Annotated in this window: 25 protein-coding genes; 11 read left to right on the top strand and 14 right to left on the bottom strand. The window is 62.1% G+C overall.

The genetic code is table 11. The annotated features are described in order from the left end of the window. The first annotated feature begins 40 nt into the window (after positions 1-40). Both ACJO2E_RS03510 and ACJO2E_RS03515 read left to right on the top strand, forming a co-directional pair. Entirely contained in the window at positions 41-1,702 is a 1,662-nt protein-coding gene (locus tag ACJO2E_RS03510) for a multidrug ABC transporter permease/ATP-binding protein (protein ID WP_406961888.1), read from the top strand. Between the two features lie 75 nt (positions 1,703-1,777). Beyond that, positions 1,778-1,957 carry a hypothetical protein gene (locus ACJO2E_RS03515; protein ID WP_328186311.1) on the top strand — a complete coding sequence of 60 codons (180 nt, stop codon included), beginning with the start codon at positions 1,778-1,780 and terminating at the stop codon, positions 1,955-1,957. 105 nt (positions 1,958-2,062) lie between these two features. Here the strand turns inward: ACJO2E_RS03515 and ACJO2E_RS03520 are convergent, their stop codons facing one another. Both ACJO2E_RS03520 and ACJO2E_RS03525 read right to left on the bottom strand, forming a co-directional pair. Beyond that, complete coding sequence (locus ACJO2E_RS03520; RefSeq protein WP_328186309.1) at positions 2,063-2,269, bottom strand: cold-shock protein; 207 nt, start codon at positions 2,267-2,269, stop codon at positions 2,063-2,065. A gap of 231 nt (positions 2,270-2,500) precedes the next feature. Continuing rightward, positions 2,501-3,469, bottom strand: coding sequence for a ribonuclease Z (locus ACJO2E_RS03525; RefSeq protein WP_406961891.1), 969 nt, complete (start codon positions 3,467-3,469; stop codon positions 2,501-2,503). Positions 3,470-3,564: 95 nt separating this feature from the next. On the opposite strand from ACJO2E_RS03525, the gene ACJO2E_RS03530 reads away from it, so the two are divergent. Next, complete coding sequence (locus tag ACJO2E_RS03530; protein ID WP_406961893.1) at positions 3,565-5,145, top strand: PQQ-dependent sugar dehydrogenase; 1,581 nt, start codon at positions 3,565-3,567, stop codon at positions 5,143-5,145. An 87-nt stretch (positions 5,146-5,232) separates the two neighbouring features. Then, complete coding sequence (locus ACJO2E_RS03535; RefSeq protein WP_406961895.1) at positions 5,233-5,430, top strand: hypothetical protein; 198 nt, start codon at positions 5,233-5,235, stop codon at positions 5,428-5,430. Between the two features lie 87 nt (positions 5,431-5,517). On the opposite strand, the gene ACJO2E_RS03540 is transcribed toward ACJO2E_RS03535, so the two are convergent. Beyond that, positions 5,518-7,521, bottom strand: coding sequence for a hypothetical protein (locus ACJO2E_RS03540; protein WP_406961897.1), 2,004 nt, complete (start codon positions 7,519-7,521; stop codon positions 5,518-5,520). 183 nt (positions 7,522-7,704) lie between these two features. Here ACJO2E_RS03540 and ACJO2E_RS03545 point away from each other — a divergent pair, with 183 nt between their 5' ends. The 4 genes from ACJO2E_RS03545 to ACJO2E_RS03560 all read left to right on the top strand — a co-directional run bounded on the left by ACJO2E_RS03545 (position 7,705) and on the right by ACJO2E_RS03560 (position 9,625). Then, positions 7,705-8,028 carry an antibiotic biosynthesis monooxygenase family protein gene (locus tag ACJO2E_RS03545; protein WP_406961899.1) on the top strand — a complete coding sequence of 108 codons (324 nt, stop codon included), beginning with the start codon at positions 7,705-7,707 and terminating at the stop codon, positions 8,026-8,028. A gap of 1 nt (position 8,029) precedes the next feature. Then, positions 8,030-8,296: a DksA/TraR family C4-type zinc finger protein gene (locus ACJO2E_RS03550; protein WP_406961901.1), complete on the top strand. Its 267-nt coding sequence runs from the start codon at positions 8,030-8,032 to the stop codon at positions 8,294-8,296. Between the two features lie 137 nt (positions 8,297-8,433). After that, positions 8,434-9,168: a helix-turn-helix domain-containing protein gene (locus ACJO2E_RS03555; protein ID WP_406961903.1), complete on the top strand. Its 735-nt coding sequence runs from the start codon at positions 8,434-8,436 to the stop codon at positions 9,166-9,168. A 73-nt stretch (positions 9,169-9,241) separates the two neighbouring features. Beyond that, positions 9,242-9,625, top strand: a complete 384-nt coding sequence (locus ACJO2E_RS03560) for a VOC family protein (protein ID WP_406961905.1) — start codon at positions 9,242-9,244, stop codon at positions 9,623-9,625. Between the two features lie 18 nt (positions 9,626-9,643). On the opposite strand, the gene ACJO2E_RS03565 is transcribed toward ACJO2E_RS03560, so the two are convergent. Together ACJO2E_RS03565 and ACJO2E_RS03570 are read right to left on the bottom strand one after the other, a co-directional pair. Continuing rightward, complete coding sequence (locus tag ACJO2E_RS03565; protein WP_406961907.1) at positions 9,644-10,228, bottom strand: 2-hydroxychromene-2-carboxylate isomerase; 585 nt, start codon at positions 10,226-10,228, stop codon at positions 9,644-9,646. Between the two features lie 18 nt (positions 10,229-10,246). Continuing rightward, entirely contained in the window at positions 10,247-10,975 is a 729-nt protein-coding gene (locus ACJO2E_RS03570; protein ID WP_406961909.1) for an SDR family oxidoreductase, read from the bottom strand. Between the two features lie 112 nt (positions 10,976-11,087). Here ACJO2E_RS03570 and ACJO2E_RS03575 point away from each other — a divergent pair, with 112 nt between their 5' ends. Next, the gene (locus ACJO2E_RS03575; RefSeq protein ID WP_406961911.1) at positions 11,088-11,564 is read left to right on the top strand and encodes a winged helix-turn-helix transcriptional regulator; all 477 of its coding nucleotides are present in this window, start codon (positions 11,088-11,090) and stop codon (positions 11,562-11,564) included. 65 nt (positions 11,565-11,629) lie between these two features. Here the strand turns inward: ACJO2E_RS03575 and arfB are convergent, their stop codons facing one another. Together arfB and ACJO2E_RS03585 are read right to left on the bottom strand one after the other, a co-directional pair. Further along, a complete protein-coding gene (arfB, locus tag ACJO2E_RS03580) occupies positions 11,630-12,040 on the bottom strand; it encodes an alternative ribosome rescue aminoacyl-tRNA hydrolase ArfB (RefSeq protein ID WP_406962371.1) in 411 nt (136 codons plus the stop codon). Between the two features lie 73 nt (positions 12,041-12,113). Continuing rightward, positions 12,114-12,983, bottom strand: coding sequence for a LysR family transcriptional regulator ArgP (locus ACJO2E_RS03585; RefSeq protein ID WP_406961912.1), 870 nt, complete (start codon positions 12,981-12,983; stop codon positions 12,114-12,116). A 100-nt stretch (positions 12,984-13,083) separates the two neighbouring features. Between ACJO2E_RS03585 and ACJO2E_RS03590 the strand changes: the two genes are divergently transcribed. Beyond that, positions 13,084-13,692 (top strand): LysE/ArgO family amino acid transporter, encoded by a 609-nt coding sequence (locus ACJO2E_RS03590; protein WP_406961914.1) that lies wholly within the window; start codon positions 13,084-13,086, stop codon positions 13,690-13,692. 8 nt (positions 13,693-13,700) lie between these two features. On the opposite strand, the gene ACJO2E_RS03595 is transcribed toward ACJO2E_RS03590, so the two are convergent. Beyond that, positions 13,701-14,081 (bottom strand): ribbon-helix-helix domain-containing protein, encoded by a 381-nt coding sequence (locus tag ACJO2E_RS03595; protein ID WP_406961916.1) that lies wholly within the window; start codon positions 14,079-14,081, stop codon positions 13,701-13,703. 56 nt (positions 14,082-14,137) lie between these two features. After that, positions 14,138-14,707: a DJ-1/PfpI family protein gene (locus ACJO2E_RS03600; RefSeq protein WP_406961918.1), complete on the bottom strand. Its 570-nt coding sequence runs from the start codon at positions 14,705-14,707 to the stop codon at positions 14,138-14,140. A 159-nt stretch (positions 14,708-14,866) separates the two neighbouring features. Between ACJO2E_RS03600 and ACJO2E_RS03605 the strand changes: the two genes are divergently transcribed. Continuing rightward, positions 14,867-15,454, top strand: a complete 588-nt coding sequence (locus ACJO2E_RS03605; protein WP_406961920.1) for a CPBP family intramembrane glutamic endopeptidase — start codon at positions 14,867-14,869, stop codon at positions 15,452-15,454. A gap of 9 nt (positions 15,455-15,463) precedes the next feature. Here the strand turns inward: ACJO2E_RS03605 and ACJO2E_RS03610 are convergent, their stop codons facing one another. From ACJO2E_RS03610 to ACJO2E_RS03630, 5 genes are all read right to left on the bottom strand, one after another. Then, on the bottom strand, positions 15,464-15,970 hold the full coding sequence (locus tag ACJO2E_RS03610) for a C40 family peptidase (protein WP_406961922.1): 507 nt from the start codon (positions 15,968-15,970) through the stop codon (positions 15,464-15,466). A 105-nt stretch (positions 15,971-16,075) separates the two neighbouring features. Then, positions 16,076-16,702 carry a hypothetical protein gene (locus ACJO2E_RS03615; protein WP_406961923.1) on the bottom strand — a complete coding sequence of 209 codons (627 nt, stop codon included), beginning with the start codon at positions 16,700-16,702 and terminating at the stop codon, positions 16,076-16,078. 16 nt (positions 16,703-16,718) lie between these two features. After that, positions 16,719-17,120 (bottom strand): DUF2721 domain-containing protein, encoded by a 402-nt coding sequence (locus ACJO2E_RS03620; protein WP_406961924.1) that lies wholly within the window; start codon positions 17,118-17,120, stop codon positions 16,719-16,721. 87 nt (positions 17,121-17,207) lie between these two features. Further along, on the bottom strand, positions 17,208-18,599 hold the full coding sequence (pntB, locus tag ACJO2E_RS03625) for a Re/Si-specific NAD(P)(+) transhydrogenase subunit beta (RefSeq protein ID WP_406961926.1): 1,392 nt from the start codon (positions 18,597-18,599) through the stop codon (positions 17,208-17,210). 10 nt (positions 18,600-18,609) lie between these two features. Next, a complete protein-coding gene (locus ACJO2E_RS03630) occupies positions 18,610-20,184 on the bottom strand; it encodes a Re/Si-specific NAD(P)(+) transhydrogenase subunit alpha (protein WP_406961928.1) in 1,575 nt (524 codons plus the stop codon). Positions 20,185-20,199: the final 15 nt, after the last annotated feature.

Here is a 20,199-nt window from a genome sequence, read left to right on the forward strand (position 1 = left end):
CATTCGCCCGACCCACCGGGCCACTCACCCTGGAGACCAGATGGAACTACTGGCCATCGTCTATCGCCAATACCGGACGTCCTTCCTGATCATCATGTTACTGAGCCTGGCCAGCGCCGTGGTCGGTATTGGAGTGATCGCCTATATCAACTCGAAGCTGATCGAGTCGGTGGCCGCGCCCTGGCAGGTGCTGCCGGAGTTTCTCGGGCTGGTTCTGCTCCTGCTGGTGGTCACCCTGGGGGCGCAACTGGCGTTGACCACCCTTGGCCACCATTTTGTCTACGACCTGCGGGCGCGTCTGATCAAGCGGATCATGGATACCGACACCGAAACCCTGGAGCAGATCGGCAGTGCCGGGGTACTGGCCAGCCTGTCCGCCGATGTGCGTAACGTCACCATTGCCTTCGTGCGCCTGCCGGAGCTGGTCCAGGGGGTGGTGATCACCATCGGGGCGGTTGCGTACCTGGCATGGCTGTCGCCGGGCATGCTGGCGGTGACCGCCCTGTGGGTGTTCTTCACCATGCTGGTGGGCTGGTTCCTGGTGCAGAACGTGTACCACCACCTGGCGAGGGTGCGGGAAACGGAGGATGCCCTTTACCGGGACTATGAATCGGTCATCGACGGCCACAAGGAACTGGCCCTGAACCGCAGCCGGGCCAGGGAGCTGTACGAGGGGGATTATGACACCCACTCCCGCACCTACCGCAGCCATATCATCCGCTCCGACACCTTCCACCTGTCGGCGGTGAACTGGTCCAACATCATGATGCTCGGGGCCATCGGCGTGGCTTTCTTCCTGGCCAATGGCCTGGGCTGGGCCAACACCAATGTGGCCGCCACCTATTCCCTGACACTGCTGTTCCTGCGTACGCCGCTGATCCAGGCGGTGGGCGCCCTGCCTACCCTGCTCAATGCCCAGGTGGCGTTCCGCAAGCTGGAGTCCCTCAATCTGGCGGAGTACCAGCGGGATTTCGGTGAAACCACCCCGGCACGGGACTGGCAGACCATCGAGCTGAAGGGCGTCACCTATCAGTACCCGGACAGCGACGGCAATGGCTTTATGGTGGGGCCCATCGACCTGACCCTGCACCGGGGCGAACTGGTGTTCCTGATCGGTGGCAACGGCAGTGGCAAGTCCACCCTGGCACGGTTGCTGACCGGGCTATACCGGCCCCGGGCGGGGCAAGTGCTGGTGGACGGCACGCCCGTGGAAACCGAAGACGACTGGCAGCGGTTCCGCCAGCGGTTCTCCACCGTTTTCACCGATTTCCACCTGTTCGACCGGCTTATGGGTCCCAACGGCGAGGATCCGGACCCGGAACGGGTGGACACCTGGCTGCAGCGATTACAGATGAAGGGCAAGCTGCTGTTCGACGGTAACCGGGTGACCAATCCACAGCTGTCCCAGGGCCAGCGCAAACGCCTGGCGATGCTGCTGGCGGTGGCGGAGAACCGGGATTTCCTGCTGCTGGACGAGTGGGCGGCGGACCAGGACCCGCAGTTCCGGCGCACCTTCTACCAGGAGCTGCTGACGAACCTCCACGAAATGGGGGTAACGGTGTTCGCGATCAGCCACGATGACCACTACTTCGAGCGGGCGGATCGCCTGCTGGAAATGAAGGAGGGACACCTGAGTGAACTGACGGGTGAGCAGCGTGACCTGGCCTCAAGGGATGCGGTGGCCCGCCTGAATCAGGTGTGAGTGCCGGGCAGGCGCCCTTGTCCGGAGCAGGGAAGCTGCGTAGTCTGAAGGAAACGGACCGGGAGTGGTAAGTCCATGACAACGCTGTTCATCATACTGGTCGTGCTGTTCGCGGCCCTGTTCATCATCGTCCCCCTGCTGGAGAAGCACGCCTCCAAGGGGGATGCCATTGATGATCGCAAGCTCTCCCGCTGGATCATTCCCCTGATGGCTCTGGTACTGGTGCTGTCCATTGCCCGGTACTATTTTGGATAGCTGCCTGTTTGGGTAGCCACCTGGAATCAGGGGCTCTCGGGGTAAATTACAGGCAATAAAAAAGGCAGCCGAAGCTGCCTTTTTGCGTGCTGTTGAACCTGTTATTTACAGGCCAACAACATTTTCCGCCTGAGGACCTTTCTGGCCCTGAGTCACGGTGAACTCAACCTGCTGGCCTTCAGCCAGGGTCTTGAAGCCGTCGCCCTGGATGGCGCTGAAGTGCACGAATACGTCGGGGCCGCCTTCACGAGTGATAAAGCCGAAGCCTTTGGATTCGTTGAAGAACTTAACGGTACCGGTAACTGTAGACATATCTTTTAATATCCTGAAATCAATCTTCTAAATACGCTGCCAGGATCCCCGGATGGGTCTGGTCAGCATTGTTCGGAAACAAGAAACATGCGGGATCAAAAACAGGACGTGCACTACGAACTTCGACAGGGCGTCTTATTGATGAACTGCTTTGCTAACTCTTTCCTACGGCGACCAATGTAACCTGCCTTGCCAGCAAATTGCTACTGTTATTTTTCATCGTGGGTATATTTACTCATCTATCTCAATCAGCGTCAGGTCCTGATTCAGGCGATATCGCTGGAAATCCCGGGCCAGGTGCAGGTTGCCGCTGTAGGCCTGCCGCGCCTCGGCGGCTATGTCCCCGATCACCGGCCCCCGGTTGCCACCGAACTGGTAGCGGGAACTGAAGTGGGTGAGTATCAGGTTGGGAAGCTGTGCCGCCTCGGCGAAACCGGCCACCTGCCGGGCGGAACTGTGCTGGGGCCAGGGGCCGACCCGGTCCGCCACATCCTGGGTGTAGGTGGCCTCGTGGACCAGCAGGTGCACGTCACGGCAGGCATCGGTCAGCAGTTCCGGGGTGTCGTTGTCGCCGGCCACCACCACCTTGCGCGGCGACCGGGGAATGGTGGTGTAGTCATCGACGCAGGCCAGTCTGCCGTCCGGCAGGCGGATGTCCTGGCCCTTCTGCAACTGGCCCCAGTCCGGTCCGGCTTCAATACCATCCGCTTCCAGCCGGTCGGTCAGCAGCTTGCGCTCCAGCCGGGTCTCCTCGAACCGGAAGGCGTGGCAGGGTACCCGGTGGGACAGGGGAAAGCTGGTGACCCGAACGGCATCATCCTGCCAGCGGAAGTCCGCGGATTCGGCGTTGATGAACGACAACTCAAAGCCCAGGCTGGAGTCGGTGTTGGCCAGGGCGGCCTCGATGAACGGTTGCAACTGCGGTGGCCCGATCAGCGGCAGGGGCTCGGTACGCCCGGATATGGAGGCACTGGTGAGCAACCCGGGCAATCCGAAGGTATGATCACCATGGACATGGGTGATAAAAATGGCCCGTAGCTGCATCACCGAGAGTCGGGTACGCAGGAGCTGGTGCTGGGTGCCTTCGCCACAGTCGATGAGGTACCACTGCCTGGGGCCGCCGTGCTGCAGTGCCAGACCGGTGACATTGCGCGCCCGGGTCGGGGTGCCGGCGGAGGTGCCGAGAAAGGTAAGTTCCACCACTGCTCCTTGTCTGGTTTGCGCTTCGGTCACCCGGGTGTCGTTCCGGGGCCCTGTACCGGCTGAGGATATCAGAATCCAAGAGGGAGGTAGGCATGAGTGAACGGACATCCTGGCCCCGGGTCATCCTGGGATTTGCCACGGCCCTGGTTGTGGGCGCGGCACTGGGATCGGTGGTACAGACCCAGGTGAATCTGATTGCGTTGCTGGGGCTGGACGTGGAGATCGGTATCGGCACGTGGCTGGCGACCACCCTGGAGGACCTGTTCAAGTTCGGGCCCGTGTACCTGGTGATGTTCGGTGTCAGTTTCCTGGTGTCCCAGATCGTGGCCATGGTTGGCACCCGGTTTGTGCTGACGTCATGGCGCACATCGGTCTGCGCACTGGCTGCCGCCGTCGGCCTGTGGGCCACCTTCAAGCTCGTGGACCACCTGGCCCCGCCACCGACGCTGATTGCCGCTACCCGTGATGTCGGCGGCATGTTGGCGATGCTGGCCTCGGCGGCCATTGCAGGCTGGTTGTTCGCCCGGATGGCAACGGGCCGGTCCGGCGCCCGTCGTTACCCTGGCGCGGCTGCCGTGCTGGCCCTGGTGACACTGTTGGGGTTCCCCGATGGCGAGGTTCGCGCGGAGACGGTGGATAGTTACCGGGTGGAAACGGTGGTGTCCGGTCTTGAACATCCCTGGTCCCTGGCGTTCCTGCCGGATGGCGGCATGCTGGTCACCGAGCGGCCGGGTCGACTGCGCCGGATCACACCGGACGGTGAGCTGGATCCGGAACCGGTCAGCGGGGTGCCCGAGGTGCTCACGGGTGGGCAGGCCGGTTTGTTCGATGTCTCCCTGGCGCCGGATTTCGAGGACAGTCGCGGGCTCTACCTTAGCTATGCCTGTGGCACCGTCCAGGCCAACCACACCTGCCTGGCCCGGGCCCGGCTGGAAGGGAACGACCTCCGGGATCTGGAAGAAATTTTCAGGGCCAGGCCCGCCAAGGTAGGCACGGCCCACTATGGTGGTCGCATCGCCTGGTTGCCGGATGGCACGCTGGTACTCTCCCTGGGGGATGGCTTTGACTACCGGGAAGAGGCACAGCGGCTGTCGAGCCACATCGGCACCCTCGTCAGGCTGCGGCCCGACGGCACGGTGCCGCCGGACAACCCGTTTGTCGACGACCCCGATGCCCTGCCGGAAATCTACAGCTACGGCCATCGCAACGTGCAGGGGCTGGTCTACGATGATGCTGGCGAACGGCTGATTGCCCATGAACATGGCCCCCGGGGCGGCGACGAGATCAATGTGATCGAACCCGGGGCCAATTATGGATGGCCGGTTGCCACCCACGGCCTGGATTACACCTGGGCGCGAGTGACGCCCTATACCGAATACCCTGGAACCGAGCCGCCCCGGCTGCACTGGACGCCGTCCATCGCGCCGTCGGGGATGGCCCTGTACACCGACGACCGGTTTCCCCGGTGGCGCGGCGACCTACTGGTGGGTGGCCTGGTGACCCGCGCGGTTCACCGGGTTGAGCCTGGCTCCGGGGACGCCACGGAACGGGAGAGACTGTTCGGGGAGCAGGGGGAGCGGATCCGCGATGTCCGCACCGGCCCGGACGGTTCGGTTTACCTGCTTACGGATAGCCCGGAGGGACGCCTGCTGAGGGTGACGCCGCAACAATAGAGGGCGGCTGTTGATATTGTTTTACAGGTCCGTGGCTGACTTCTAAGCTCAATAATGGGTTCCCTGAAAAGCAGAGGAGAACCAGCCATGAGCAAAGCCATCAACGGAAAGTTCCAGGACATGGACCAGGCCCGCAATACCCGGGATGATCTGATTGGCAGCGAGATCCCGCAGGATCGGATCTTCATTGACAAGGAGGCGATGGAAATCCGGGTCATGCTGCCTGAGGAAGAGGCCCGTGAGGTCTGGGAGATCTTCGATCGCCATGGTGTGACGTACGACTAGAGAAGCTCGGATCCGGGCAGACCCCGGCAGTCACACCCATAAAAAAGGCCCGCCAAAGGCGGGCCAAGGGACAGGTAGTTCTTCCGTTTATTCCGTGACTTCGATCAGGACGACCAGTCCCATTTCGTTGGGATCACCGCTGGCGGGGCCATAGCGATGGGTCAGCAGAGCCATGCTGGCATCCTCGTTGAAGAAGCCTTCCATGGTGGTGCTGTCAGACCCTTCCGGTATGGTGATGGTGACAGCACCGTTAGACTCAACAGCCACCGAAGCACCGTCCAGTGTCTCGGTTTCCGCGCTCCTTTCAATGCCCATATTGCCCATCAGGCCCGTGATGCTGGCATTGGTGAAGCGGCCTTCCACGGTGGCCTCGGTTTCACTGTCCATGGTGAGGAACGTATTGAACTGGCTGGTGTTCAGCTCGACCTCGGAGCTGCCGTCGCCGGTATTGCCGGTCAGCCCCATGGACATGGCCATCAGACGGTAGCGCTTGTCGGCAACGGATGGCTTGCTGGTGGGGAGTTTGACCATGAGGGTCTGGCCAACCTGGCCATAGCTGCCTTCCGTCCCCTCGCCGCTGACGATAGAGATGAAGTCAAAGGTGTCATTGATGAAGCCGTCAGTTTGCTCTCCATCAATGGACACAATATCGCCGTCACCAGAGGTACCGAGCTCTACAGGCAGGTCGGCCGATGCTGTGTCGGACAGGGTTTCATAATAGGGACCGGATGGGGAAATGGAGATGCGGTGTCCGGCCAGGGCGCCGGAGTCCACGGAACCCGCGCCGTCGAAGGTAAGGACATTGGTTTCCGTCAGGACTTCAACGGAGCTGCCATCGAGATAGGATTCGATATAGACACGACCGAAGTCACCGGCCAGGTCCGCATCGGTCATACCGGAGGGCTTTCGGGCGAAGATCTCGATGGCTCGGGAGATTTCATCACCTTCCTTGGCCTCGGGGTCAATGCCGGTCTTATCCTCGGTCAGCGCGTAGCGGGCGCTCGCTTCCTGGGACAGCAGCACGAACAGGCCCTTGTCGTCCACCTGCTGCAGGTTCAGGATGATAGGCAGCCAGCGCCAGCCATAGCCGTCGTCGGTGTCCAGTTCTTCCTCGAGCTGGCTTTCAATGGTCAGCAGGCCGTTGGCGAGATAGCTGCCCGGGAAGGTCTCGTTCATGGTCTCGGTCCAGGTGTCGAACCAGACGTAACCGTAGCCGGTGAGTCCGGCATCGGCGCCTTCCTCGGAACCGATGGTAATGCTGACGTCGCCACCGGAATCGGAAGCGAAGGCGAAGTCGTTGATCCAGATTTCGATACCCAGGGTGCCACCCGCTCCGTTATCACTATCATGCAGGTCAAAGCTGAAGGCGGAGCTGCGGTAGTCACCGGCGATGGTGCTGGTGTCGCCGTCTTCGGTGGTGACATTGGTTACCCCGGACTCCACGAATTCACCCAGTTCGCGTTCCAGGATCGCCAGCATGGCCTCGATATCGGCACTGGGGTCGGCAGTCAGGTCGAATTCCTCGGCCTGACCACGGAGTTCCACCACTTCGGTCACCTCAAGGGCGGCAAGGTCGGCGTCGCTCTCGATGAACTTGCGGGCGATGAAATCGGATATCGGGTTGATATCGATGTCCTGTTCCACAACCATGGCAGTCATGGTGGCGTTATTGGTGCCGGAAATGCGGACCACCAGGTCGCCGGAGAGATCCACCCCGGAGGGCAGTTCCAGTTCATAGTCACCGGTGATGGATGTGTAGGTCGTATCAATGGGGTCGCCGATCTGGTTGCCGTCATTGTCGATTCGGATCAGCTCTACCAGGGCGCCTTCCACGGGTTCGAGGCCCAGTACCGCAGCGGCGGCGGGGCTGATAAAGAAATTGGAGATGGCGGCCAGGGAACCCTGGTCCGCGAATGCGCTGATGGAGGCTGCCGGAACCTCGACAACGCCGCCGACGCTGGTTGCCGAACCGGTATCAGTGCCGCCGCCACCGCTGCTGTCGCTGCTGCTGCCGCCCCCACCACCACAGGCGGTGAGGGCCAGAGCCGAGGCAATGGCGGATACTAAAAGAACGTTCTTGAACTGCTCCATGGGAACTCCTTCAACATGGTCTGGATTATTGTTACCGCCTCTTAATGTTGTCAGGAGCGCCGGTCAGGGGAATCACCCAAATGGGGGATATAGCCGTAAAGAAATGTTAAATACCGCAACGGAGTGTGATCGGTCATTGTGGGGATAGCGTTCCGTTGATCCGTCAAAATCGGGGAGGTAGGTATGAAATTCATCTTTGAAGCACGGGTAAGGGAAGGGCACACCGCCGAGGAATACGCCGACGCCTGGGTCCGCGCCAGTGAACTGATCCAGCAGGCACCCGGTGCCCGGGGCACCGAGTTGCACCGCAAGATCGGCGATCCCAACACCCTGATCGCCATCGCCAGTTGGGACAGCAAGGAACAGCGGGACGCCATGGAAGGCCAGCACAACCCGGAAATTGCCGACATTATCCGCAGCGCCGCCCCGTTTGTGGACATCACTCCGATTGGCGAATTTGAGGACCCGGAGTGGGTGGTAATGCCGCCGGACCCGGAGGGTTACTGAGATGGCCGGTGGCTGGTCAAAGGATGGTGCGGTACAGGACCAGATTGACAGCACCGTGGAAGATGCCCTCGAGCGGGCACGCTCGAATCTGCCCCAGGGTGACAGCCTGACGCACTGCGAGGAGTGCGATGATCCTATTCCGGAAGCCCGGCGCAAGGCCCTGCCGGGTGTTCGCCTCTGCGTGCGCTGCCAGAGCGAGAAGGATCGTGAACAGTCGGATGTCAGTCTGTTCAATCGCCGGGGCAGCAAGGACTCCCAGCTACGCTGACGTCTCCTGATGTAAGGTTATCTTCTGGCAAGGGGGTGTCGGCCATACTGCTGCTGGCACTGGTGGCGTCCTTCGCCATTCGATGAAAGTCGGCGGTAATCGGCTATAGTGATGATGCTATCGAGTAAGGAAAGGCCATGGTCACCGAGCCCCTGGAATTCCATCTTCCTGCACCGCCCCTGCGACCATTGGTCAGCCATTACTGGCGCAGCCGGGGTAACACGGACCCCGACTACGCAGTCATACCGGATGGCGCCGTGGATCTGGTGCTACAAGTGGAAGGCCCTCGACTAAGGGCGCTGGTGTACGGAACGTCCACCGCCTGTCGCCGGGTGCCCCTGGTCACCGGGGGCGATTATCTCGGTGTCCGCTTCCGGCCAGCCCGTGCGCGGCATCTCCTACAGGCGGCAACTCATGAACTGACCGATACCTCTGAACCGGTCCATGACGTGCTTCGTCTTGATCTGGGTGACGTGCCAGAGATCATGGATCAGGATACTGTCTTCGACCGGCTGAATCAGCGCCTGTTGGCAGAGCTTGGTCGCATGACCCTGGATATCACGCTGGCGGACCGGGCGGTTGCCTGTATTACTGCCCACTGCGGCCAGATTTCTATTGACGCCCTGGCGGAAGAACTGGGATGTAGCCGGCGGCGCCTTGAGCGAGGCTTCCTGCCAGCGGTGGGGGTTCCGCCCAAAGTGTTTGCCCGAATCTGCCGGTTCGGCCATGCCCGCGATTTACTGGATGGGACGGGCCATGAACTGGCGGATGTGGCACTGCAGGCCGGATACTACGACCAGAGCCACCTGAGCAACGAGTTCCGGCAGTTTGCCGGCCTGTCCCCCTCCCAGTACCGGATTTCCACAGATTGACGCATTTTTCCAAGAACCGGCTACTGGCCTGGTCTGATACTGGGTGGAAATCCACAGCAGCAGGAGGCAGACCATGACCACTATCCGTAAACTCTGGTCGGGTGTCGTCACCGATAAGGTGGCAGAATCACGGGACTTTTACGTCCGTTATTTCAACAGTGAGGTGATCTATGAGGGGGAAGACCTCTGGGTGGTGGTTCTCAGTCTGGGGGAAAGTGAGCTGGGCTTCATGAAGCCTGGACTTGAGTTCCAGTCTTCCCTGTTCCAGGCGCCGTTTTCCGGACGGGGCCTGTGGTTTACCGTGGACGTGGATGATGCGGACGCCGAGTTCGAGCGAATCCGGGCACTGGGCGCCCCCATCGAAGTATCGTTGCGTGACGAGCCCTGGGGCGACCGGCACTTCTCCATCCTTGATCCCAATGGCATTGGGGTGGATATCGTCCAACGCCTGGAATAGGAGCAGGCCGGGCCGCCTTCAGGCCAGGGCTTCCTCCACCATCCACAGGCGGTCCTGGCCGAAGAACATCTCATTGTCCACGAACAGGGTGGGGGCTCCGAATACGCCCCGCTCGACCGCCTCGGTGGTGATTGCCTTGAGCCGGTCCTTGACGGCCTGGTCGCTGGCCCGGGCCATGACGTCCTGCGGATCGAAGCCCGCGCGGGACAGAACCTGCGCGACCACCTCCGGCTGTCCCATGTCCTGCTCGTCCACCCACAGGGCGTTGAAGACCGCCGTCAGGTAGTCATCGAACCGGGGCGTGTCCAGGAAGGCCACGGCGCCCCGCATCAGATGGAGTGTATTCACCGGGAAATAGGGATTGTGGTTCAGGGTTACCCCGTAGCGGCGGGCGAACCGCTGCATGTCCATCCGCGAGTATCGGCCCTTGGCCTCGATGGCGGCCGGGGACTGGTTGCCGGTGGCCTGGAACACGCCGCCCAGCAGCATGGGTTTCCACACCAGTCCGGCATTGTGGCGGCTGGCGATCCCGGGCAGCTGGGTCCAGGCCAGGTAACTGGCCGGGCTGCCCACATCGAAGTAGCACTCCAGTGTCTTGCTCATGGTCGTTCTCCGTTTGCGTCAGAAGGTTTCCAGCCAGGGGCGCAGGTCCAGCTCATGGGTCCAGGCATCCCGGGGTTGGCGGTGCAGTTGCAGGTACTGCTCCGCGATGTGGTCCGGATTGAGGATGCCGTCCTGGTCCTTTAGGGCGTAGCGGTCCGGGAAGTTGTCGCGGATGAAATCGGTATCGATGGCGCCGTCGATAATGCTATGGGCCACGTGTATCCCCTGTGGCCCCAGCTCCCGGGCCATGCTCTGGGCCAGGGCCCGCAGGGCGAACTTGGCGCCGGCAAAGGCGGAGAAGCCGCTGCCGCCGCGCAGGGACGCCGTCGCCCCGGTAAAGATAATGGTGCCTTGTTGCCGGGGCAGCATGACCCGGGCCGCCTCGCGACCGGTCAGGAAGCCGGCGAAGGCTGCCATTTCCCAGACCTTGCGATACACCCGCCCGGTGGTCTCGGTGATGGGGAAACGGACGTTGGCGCCGATGTTGAAGACCACCACGGTGACCGGGCCGATATCCCGTTCTATGCCGTCGAACAGCGCCGTCATGGCGTCTTCATCACGGGCGTCACAGCCGAAGGTGTGGGCCGTGCCACCGTCGCCCTCGATGGCTTCCCTGAGAGGCTCCAGGGCGTCGGCGTTGCGCCGGGTCACGCACAGGGTAAAACCTTCGCGGGCAAAGCGGCGGGCGATGGCTCCCCCGGTGGCGTCGCCAGCGCCAATGACAACGGCGACCTGTTGCCTGGACATGGCTGTCTCCTCTTTATCGACAATTGGTTCTTTTTTGGAACTAACTGATAGTCGGTTCCAAAAAAGAACCTGTCAAGTTATTCTGGTATCACATCCATTTCCGGGGCCATCCATGCGCTGGCAAGAGCTTGACCAACAACCCTGTTCCCTGGCCCGTACCCTGTCTGTGGTGGGGGACCGCTGGACGCTGATGGTCCTGCGGGACTGTTTCCTGGGCGTTCGCCGGTTTGACGACTTTGAAAAGCGGCTGGGTATTACCCGGCACGTGCTTACCGACCGTCTGAAGAAGCTGGTGGAACAGGATGTGCTCCGCAAGGTGCCGTATCAGCAGCGACCGCTGCGGGAGGAATACCGGCTGACGGAGAAGGGGCTTGAACTGCATCCCGTGATCCTGGCCCTGGTGAGCTGGGGTGACCGGCATATGGCAGACGACCAGGGAGCGCCCCTGCAGCATATCCACAAGGCGTGTGGCCAGGTGATGAAACCGGTGACGGTCTGTTCGGAATGCGGGGAGCTGGTCACGGCCCGGGATATCCGCGTCCAGGTGGGGCCCGGTTGGCGGGAGGAGAGCGGGGAAGTACTTCCCTGACCGGACTGCTGGCTAGGGCGGAGCCGCCCGGTACTCACCGATAACCGGTATTCATGGGGCAATGATTACATGACTTTGCCGCGCAGGGCTTTGGTTTTGCCTTTCTGGGTTTTTTTGTCCACCCGTTTGCGCTGGGATGACCGGGTAGGTCGGGTGGGGCGGCGCCTTTTCTGCACTTTTACCGCATCCAGAATCAGCGCCTTCAGCCGGTCCAGCGCATCCTGACGGTTCAGTTCAAAGGTACGGAAAGACTGGGCCTTGATGATGACCACGCCGTCTTTGGTGATGCGATGGTCCGACAGGGCCAGCAGCCGTTCCTTGTAGAAGGGCGGCAGGGTGGACCGGTTGATATCGAAGCGCAGGTGAACGGCGCTGGCCACCTTGTTGACGTTCTGGCCACCGGCACCCTGGGCCCGGATCTGGGTCAGCTCGACCTCCCAGTCGGCCAGTTCCACCGCATTGGACAGGCGTATCAGTGTCGGCATAAGTCAGACGGACTCCACAGAATGAACGGCGCAGTGTAACAAATCTGTCTGTCCGTCTCCGGGTTCAGGGTTTCCAGGCGGCCAGTAATACCTCGGTGAGGCGGTCCATGAGGCTGCCTCCATGGCGCCAGAAGTGCCAGTACAGGGGCACGTCCAGGTGTTGCCCGGGCACGATGCTGGACAGTACGCCCGTGTCCAGTTCCCGCCGGGCCTGGCTTTCCGGCAGCATGCCGTAGCCCATGCTGCTGGTGGCCAGTTTGAGGAAACCTTCCGACGACGGGCACAGGTGGTAGGGAAACCGGCCGTGGTAGCCGCACTGGGCCAGGAACCGGTGCTGGAGCTGGTCGTTGGGGCCGAACACGATCACCGGGGCGCAGCGGAACGCCTCCAGGGTGGGACCGTCCGGGAAGTACCGGGCCTGGTAGGCCGGTGTTGCCAGGGGCAGGTAGGTCATGGTGCCCAGGGACACGCAGCGGGCCCCGGCCACCGGTTGCGGGCTGCTGCACAGGCAGGCGGCGACGTCCCCTTCACGCATCCGTTGCAGGCCAATGTCCTGATCCTCGATCACCAGGTCCAGCAGCAAGCCTTCCTGCTGGCAGAACTCGCTGAGGGCATCTGCCCACCAGGTGGCGAGGCTGTCGGCGTTCAGGGCAATCCGCAGGCGGCTGGTGGACTCCGCCAGGGTAGGGATGCTCTGGGCCAGGTCCCGTTCCAGCAGTTTCACCTGTTGCACATGGTTCAGTAGCCGCTGGCCGGCCGGCGTGGCATGGGGCATCGGCGAGCGGATAAGCACCGGCTGCCCGACCCGCACCTCCAGCGAACGCAGCCGCTGGGATACAGCAGACTGGCTGATGCCGAGGGCGTCGCCGGCCCGTTCAAACCCACCATGCTCGATCACCGCCGACAGGGCTTCCAGTAGTTTGTAGTCGATCATAAGTAAAACTGATGTGGCAGTAGCAATATGAATTTCCAGTATATCGGGAAATGGCTATGCTTGCCTCGCTTAGGGGAAAACATCGGAGTAAGAGGCGGACATGTTGGACAGTTACCTGACCGGATTACTGGTGTGTGGCGGGATTATCGTGGCGATCGGCGCGCAGAATGCCTATGTGCTGAGCCAGGCGATCCGACGGGAACACCACTGGTGGTCCGCCGGCCTGTGCATGCTGGCGGACGTGGTGCTGTTCAGCGCCGGTATGCTGGGGGTGAGTGCTGCCCTGATGGCGGTGCCGGAGGCGCTGGAAGCCCTGCGCTGGCTGGGCGTGGTGTTCCTGGGGTGGCTGGCGGTCCAGGCCCTGGTGCGGGCCAGCCGTGGCCGTGACCGGTTGCGGGTGGGCGAGGTGAAAAGCCGGAGTCTCAAGGGGGTGCTGTTTAGCACGCTCGCGGTGACCCTGCTTAACCCCCAGGTCTATCTCGACACCCTGCTGCTGATCCCGTCCATTGGCGCCCAGCAGGAAAGTACGGCTACCTTTGTGGCGGGTGCCAGCAGTGCGTCCATCCTCTGGTTCGGGGCCCTGGCCTGGGGCGGGGCAGCGCTGGCGCCGGTGCTGTCGAAGCCCCTGGCCTGGCGCATTATCGACGGGGTGATCGGGCTGATGATGGCGGGCATCGCCCTTCATCTGGCGGTCAGCGGTCTGGCCTGACCAGCCTGTCAGTGCGTGGCGTTACCTCCGCTGGCATTCACCACGGGCGGCTTCGGTTCCTGCTCCAGGATCTTCTCTGCGTCCAGTGACGCGATGGATACCCGCTGATCCCTGGGCACGTCGCCACTCAGTTGCAGGGCCAGGTAGCGCATGGCGCAGACCCGCAGGAAGGACGTGAAGTTGCCCAGGTCATGGCCCGCGTCGATGGATTCATGGTACAGCCGGGTGACCAGTTGGGGCACGTTCATGCCGTCCCGGTCCGCCAGTTCCGCCAGCACGTGCCAGAAGGTGTTTTCCATGCGGATGCTGGTGACCATGCCATCAATGCGCAGGGAATGGGTCTTGCTGACCCAGAGATCCGGGTCGGCGTTGATGAAGAGCTTGCACATCACGGGATCTCCTCCGCCTGGGTTCCCGGGCCGGACAAAGCCGGCCCGGGTAGCCGTCAGCGGTCCAGCAGTTTGAAGAACTGGGCCAGCCAGGCCGGATGGGCCGGCCATGCCGGTGCTGTTACCAGATTAGCATCGGTGACCGCCTGGTCCACTTCAATGTTGGCGAAGGAGCCACCGGCCAGTTCCACCTCGGGCTGACAGGCGGGGTAGGCGGAACACTTGCGGCCTTTCAATACACCCGCTGCCGCCAGGATCTGGGCACCGTGGCAGATGGCCGCCACCGGCTTCTCGGTCTCGAAGAAGTGCTTCACCATCTGCTGTACCCGGTCGTTCAGGCGCAGGTATTCCGGTGCACGTCCGCCGGGGATCACCAGGGCGTCGTAGCTGGCCGGGTCCACCGAATCAAAGTCGGCGGTCAGGGCGAAGCGATGGCCGGGCTTCTCGGTGTAGGTCTGGTCCCCCTCGAAATCGTGGATGGCAGTGGCGACAGTCTCGCCGGCCTTTTTGTCCGGGCATACGGCGTCCACGGTGTGGCCGACGGCCATCAGGGCCTGGAAGGGCACCATGGTTTCATAGTCCTCAGTGAAATCACCGGTGATCATCAGAATCTTTTTACCGCTCATGGCCTTCTCCTTGTCGTTGTCTCGGCACAGTTGCCATTGATAACGCTATCAGGGTTGTCCCGAGTGCGGGTATTAGCGGATTACTACATGGGATTGGCGCCTGCCCCGCGGCCACGTAAAGTGAGCGCGGTATGGCCAATGACAGACGGGGCGGATTACATGGCGACACGACGGAAACGGGGGCTCTCGCCGCTGGCTGGATTGCTGTTCCAGGCGGGTATTGTGCTGGTGGGACTGATACCGCTGATGGTGTTTGATATCCCGGTGGCGATGAAAGGCCTGACCATCTCCGGCTTTCTGCTCCTGGGTACCCTGGCCGGGTTGCTGACCTACGGCGCACTGTTGCTGCTGTCGCTGATGGATGTGCTGTCCTCCGATACCATGAAGAAGCATATCCGGGACCTGCATCGGTTCGTCCGTTCCCAGCGCTGGCCGGTGCTGGTCGGGCTGGCGGTGCTGGCCGGCATTGGCGAGGAACTGCTGTTCCGGGGCGTGATCCAGGGCTGGGTGGGGCAGCACCTGGGCACGGTGGCGGGCATCCTGGTCGGGGCCATGGCATTCGGCCTGGCCCACGCCATGTCGCGAGCCTACTTCCTGGTAGCCACGGCCCTGGGGGCGCTGTTTGGTGTTGCCTATGCCCTCACCGACAGCCTGCAACTGGTGATGGTCTGGCACGCGGTGTACGACCTGGTGGTGATTGCAGTGTTGCGTTGGTACCCGCAACTGTTCGGTCTCGGAACCTCCTGAAACGCGCCCTCAATCGAAACGCCGGGCCTGGGTCATGCGGCCCCGCCAGTAGTAACCGTTCAGGGACGACTGGGTAACGCCCACGGAGGTGGAGGCATGGATGAAATCGTCACCGCCCATAAAGATACCGGCGTGGCTTTCCTTGCCCCGGATATTGAAGAACACCACATCACCGGGCCTCAGCTGGTCCGGTGGCACATAATCTCCCTGGTCCAGCAACTGGGAGGTCGTGCGGGGCAGTTCCATACCGAACGCCTCCTGGTAGGCCCTGCCGATAAAGCCCGAACAGTCGAAGCCACGGGCATTGGTGCCGCCATACCGGTAAGGCGTACCCTCATACCGGGCGAACACGTCCTCCAGGGCGGCGATGCGATCGTTGTCGGCCTCTGTGGTGGGCTGGTACACCGGTGTGTAGTCCTGGTCACCCCGTTGGCTGACGTCGGGCCCGGACGCACAGCCCGTCAGTAACAGGGCTATCACCAGCAAAAGGGGGCCGGGCTGGTGTAAAAAACGCATGGGTCGCTTCCTCGATAGTGTTCCAGACGAAACTCTACAACCCGGTTGCGATTCTGTCAGGCGCTGGCTAGCAGATTTGCGCAGTATTTACAGATAAGAGCCGTTTCAGAACCGGAACGCCAGGCCCGCACTGGCTTCAACCTGCCCATAGCCGCTACTGTCGAAGCGCACGGCACAGCCACCATCGCAGAATACCGCCCCTCCGCTGTCGAGCACGGTGTAGACGCCGCGCAGGTCGAACCGGGCCAGCAGGCTCTCCGTCAACGCCAGCTTGTAGCCGCCGCCGATGGCAATGGACGCCCGGTGGTGGTCATCCAGCCCGGAGGGCTTCGGATCCAGCCGGGTAACGCCCACTACCCCGGATACAAACCCCCCGGTGTTCTTGTGACCGGGAAAGTACAGGCCACCGAACTGGAGCTGATAGATGGTCACATCCACCGAATAGCGATCCTCGGTGAGGAACTGGTTCGAGGTGGAGGCGGTGGTTTCCTGCCGGCTGAAGTACAGCTCCGCCTGCTTGCCCGGTTCCTTCAGGTCGAAGTTCATGACCACGCCGAAGCTCTCGGAATCCTTGAACTCCAGGGTGTCCTCTTCGTCGGTATCCCGGTCGTTAACGTCAAATTCGCCGCCCATGCGAAAGCCCGCGAAGGGGGCGATTTCCACTTCGGCCTGGGCAGTGGCGGCTGCCGTAACCAGGGTGATGGCGAGAAGGCAACGGGCAAAGGCTGACATGGCTTGGGCGTCCTGTTCAGGGAGAAGCCCGGTGGCGGGCCTCGAAGTTTTCCAGTTCCACATTAATCGCATTGGTGGAAATAATAATCTCATAAAGGGAGTACAGCAGCGATACCGACAGCAGTACAAGGCTCAGGCCGAAGGTGATGGCACCGGCCATCTGGGCCCCCAGGAACAGCATGAACATGGACACGGTGCACACGAAGAAACTGAGCACCCCGAATGCCTGCATGCGCTTGGTCAGCGTGATACGTTTGCGCAGCATGCCGATCTGGCGGGCGATCAGGGCGTGGTCCTCCTCCGAATCCATCTGCTTGAGCTGACGGATGAGCTGTGCCAGCACCAGGAAACGGTTGGTGTAGGCCAGCAGCAACAGGGAAATGGCCGGAAACAGCAGGGCGGGTGTGGTCAGGGTCAACGACGGCAATCCTTCTGGTGTAAGAGAACGGGACACCAGGCAGTATAGCGGACCTGGTCGCACCAGGTCCGCTCACCACTCTTTGTCTTACCGGATGGCACCAAGCAGTTTGTCCACGGACTCCTTGGCATCACCGAACAGCATGTAGCTGTTGTCCCGGAAGAACAGGGGATTCTCGACACCGGAATAGCCAGTGGCCATGCCCCGTTTCAGGATCACCACCTGCCGGGACTTCCAGACCTCCAGCACCGGCATGCCGGCGATGGGGCTGGTCGGATCCTCGGCGGCGGCCGGGTTTACGGTGTCGTTGGCGCCGATGACTAACACCACGTCGGTTTCCGGGAAATCGTCGTTGATCTCGTCCATTTCCAGCACGATGTCGTAGGGCACGTGGGCCTCGGCCAGCAGCACGTTCATGTGCCCGGGCAGGCGGCCCGCCACGGGGTGGATGCCGAAGCGCACATTGACACCCCGGTCCCGCAGCGTTTTGGTAATTTCGCTGATGCCGTTCTGGGCCTGGGCCACGGCCATGCCGTAACCCGGAACGATGATCACCGAGTCGGCGTTGCGCAGTTCCTCCGCCAGTTCATCGATGGCGATCTCCTGCACCGTCTGGTCGGTATCGCCGCTTGAGGAACTGGAGGAGGTCTGTCCGAAGCCGCCCAGGATCACGCTAATGAACGACCGGTTCATGGCCCGGCACATGATATAGCTGAGGATGGCACCACTGCTGCCCACCAGCGCGCCGGTAACGATCAGCAGGTCATTGCCCAGCATGAAGCCGATGGCTGCGGCCGCCCAACCCGAGTAGCTGTTGAGCATGGATACCACCACCGGCATGTCGGCCCCGCCGATGGCCATGATCAGGTGAACGCCCAGGACCGCCGCAATCAGGGTCATCACAATCAGGAAGATGATGCCCATGGCCATGCTGCCGGTGCCCAGGAAGGCGGCGCCCAGCAGCACACAGAGGATCACCGCGGCCAGGTTCATCCAGTGGCGGCCGGGCAGGGTCAGGGCCTTGCTGTCGATACGCCCGTCCAGCTTGCCACAGGCCACCAGGGACCCGGTAAAGGTCACGGCACCGATGAAGATGCCCAGGAATACCTCCACCAGCTTGATAGTATGTTCAACACCCACCATCACCACCAGCGGGTCGATGTAACTGGAAAAACCCACCAGCACCGCCGCCAGGCCCACGAAGCTGTGCAGCAGGGCCACCAGTTGCGGCATCTGGGTCATTTCCACCTTGTTGGCGATGGGCAGACCAATGGCAGCACCCAGCAGCATGGCAATGATAATGGCGGTGAGACTGCCGGGATCAAAACCGGCAACGGTGGCGGCAATGGCGATGAGAATGCCGGCCACCCCGTACCAGTTGCCCCGGCGGGCGGATTCCTGGTGCGCGAGTCCGCCCAGGCTTAGGATAAACAGTACGCTGGCCACCACGTAGGCGACGCTGATCAGTCCTGCACTCATGGTTGGCCTCCTACCTGTGGAACATCTTGAGCATGCGATGGGTGACGCGGAATCCGCCGGACACGTTGATCATGGCAATGAACACCGCGATAAACGACAGGATACCCACGGCAGCGTGTTCGGCTTCGGCCAGGTGAAGCAGGGCACCGATCACGATAATGCCACTGATGGCATTGGTCACACTCATCAGTGGGGTATGCAGCGATGGCGTCACGTTCCAGATCACCTGCCAGCCGATAAAGCAGGCCAGCACGAACACCGTGAAGTGGCTCAGGAAGCTCTCTGGCGCATAGGCACCCACCCCGTAAAGGGCGAGCGCGGTTACTACCAGCAGCGCAATCTTGCCCGCGGCCTTCCGAGCCGGTGAGGGCGCCGGCGCCGCTGGCTTTGCCGGCGAGGGCTCTTCCGTGCCCGGTGGTGGCGCCGTGGTGGCCGGTTTCTCCGGTTCGGGGGGCGGCCAGGTAATGTCATTATCCCTGACCACGGTCAGGCCACGGATCACCGCGTCTTCCATGTTGACCACCGGCTGGCCGTCCTTCTCCGGGGTCAGCTCGGTCATCATGTGCACCAGGTTGGTGGCGTAGAGATCACTGGCCACCTTGGCCATACGGCTGGGCAGGTCGGTATAGCCGATCAGCCGCACGCCATGCTTTTCCACGATGCTGCCGGGTTCGGTCAGTTCGCAGTTACCGCCGCGCTCCGAGGCCAGGTCCACAATCACGCTACCGGGCTTCATGGTCTTCACCATGTCAGCGGTAATCAGTTTCGGAGCGGGTTTGCCGGGGATCAGGGCGGTGGTGATAATGATATCCACCTCCTTGGCCTGCTCGGCGAACAGGGCCATTTCCGCCTTGATGAACTCGTCGCTCATCTGCTTGGCGTAGCCGCCCCCGCCGCTGCCTTCCTCGTCGCCAAAGTCCAGCTCCAGGAATTCGGCGCCCATGCTTTCCACCTGCTCCTTCACTTCCAGGCGGGTGTCGAAGGCCCGTACCACTGCCCCCATGCTGTTGGCGGTACCGATGGCCGCCAGCCCGGCCACCCCGGCACCAATCACCATCACCTTGGCCGGTGGCACCTTGCCAGCCGCAGTGACCTGTCCGGTGAAGAAGCGGCCAAACTGGCTGGCGGCCTCGATAACGGCCCGGTAGCCGGCGATATTGGCCATGGCGCTGAGGGCGTCCATTTTCTGGGCGCGGCTGATCCGGGGCAGGGCGTCGATGGCAAAGGTAGTGACCTTGCGGTCCGCCAGTTTCTTGAGTAGTTCCGGATTCTGGGCCGGCCAGATGTAACTCCCCAGGAGGGCGCCCTCGCGAATCATGTCCGCTTCGTGCTTGCGGATGTCCGGATGCTCCGTGGGCGCCCGTACCTTGAGGATAATGTCCGATTCCCGCCAGAGGCTGGTGGTGTCCCCGGCAATGGCGGCACCGGCCTCCCTGTAGACATCGTCGTGATAATCGGCGGCGTCACCGGCGCCGGATTCTATCACCACGTCATAACCAAGCTTGATCAGCTTCTCCACGCTGGCGGGGGTGGCGGCCACCCGCCGCTCGTCTGGATAGATTTCCTTCGGGATACCAATTTTCATTGTTGTTGACTCCTG

This window comes from Marinobacter shunpengi (genome assembly GCF_045449695.1).
Classification (GTDB): domain Bacteria; phylum Pseudomonadota; class Gammaproteobacteria; order Pseudomonadales; family Oleiphilaceae; genus Marinobacter.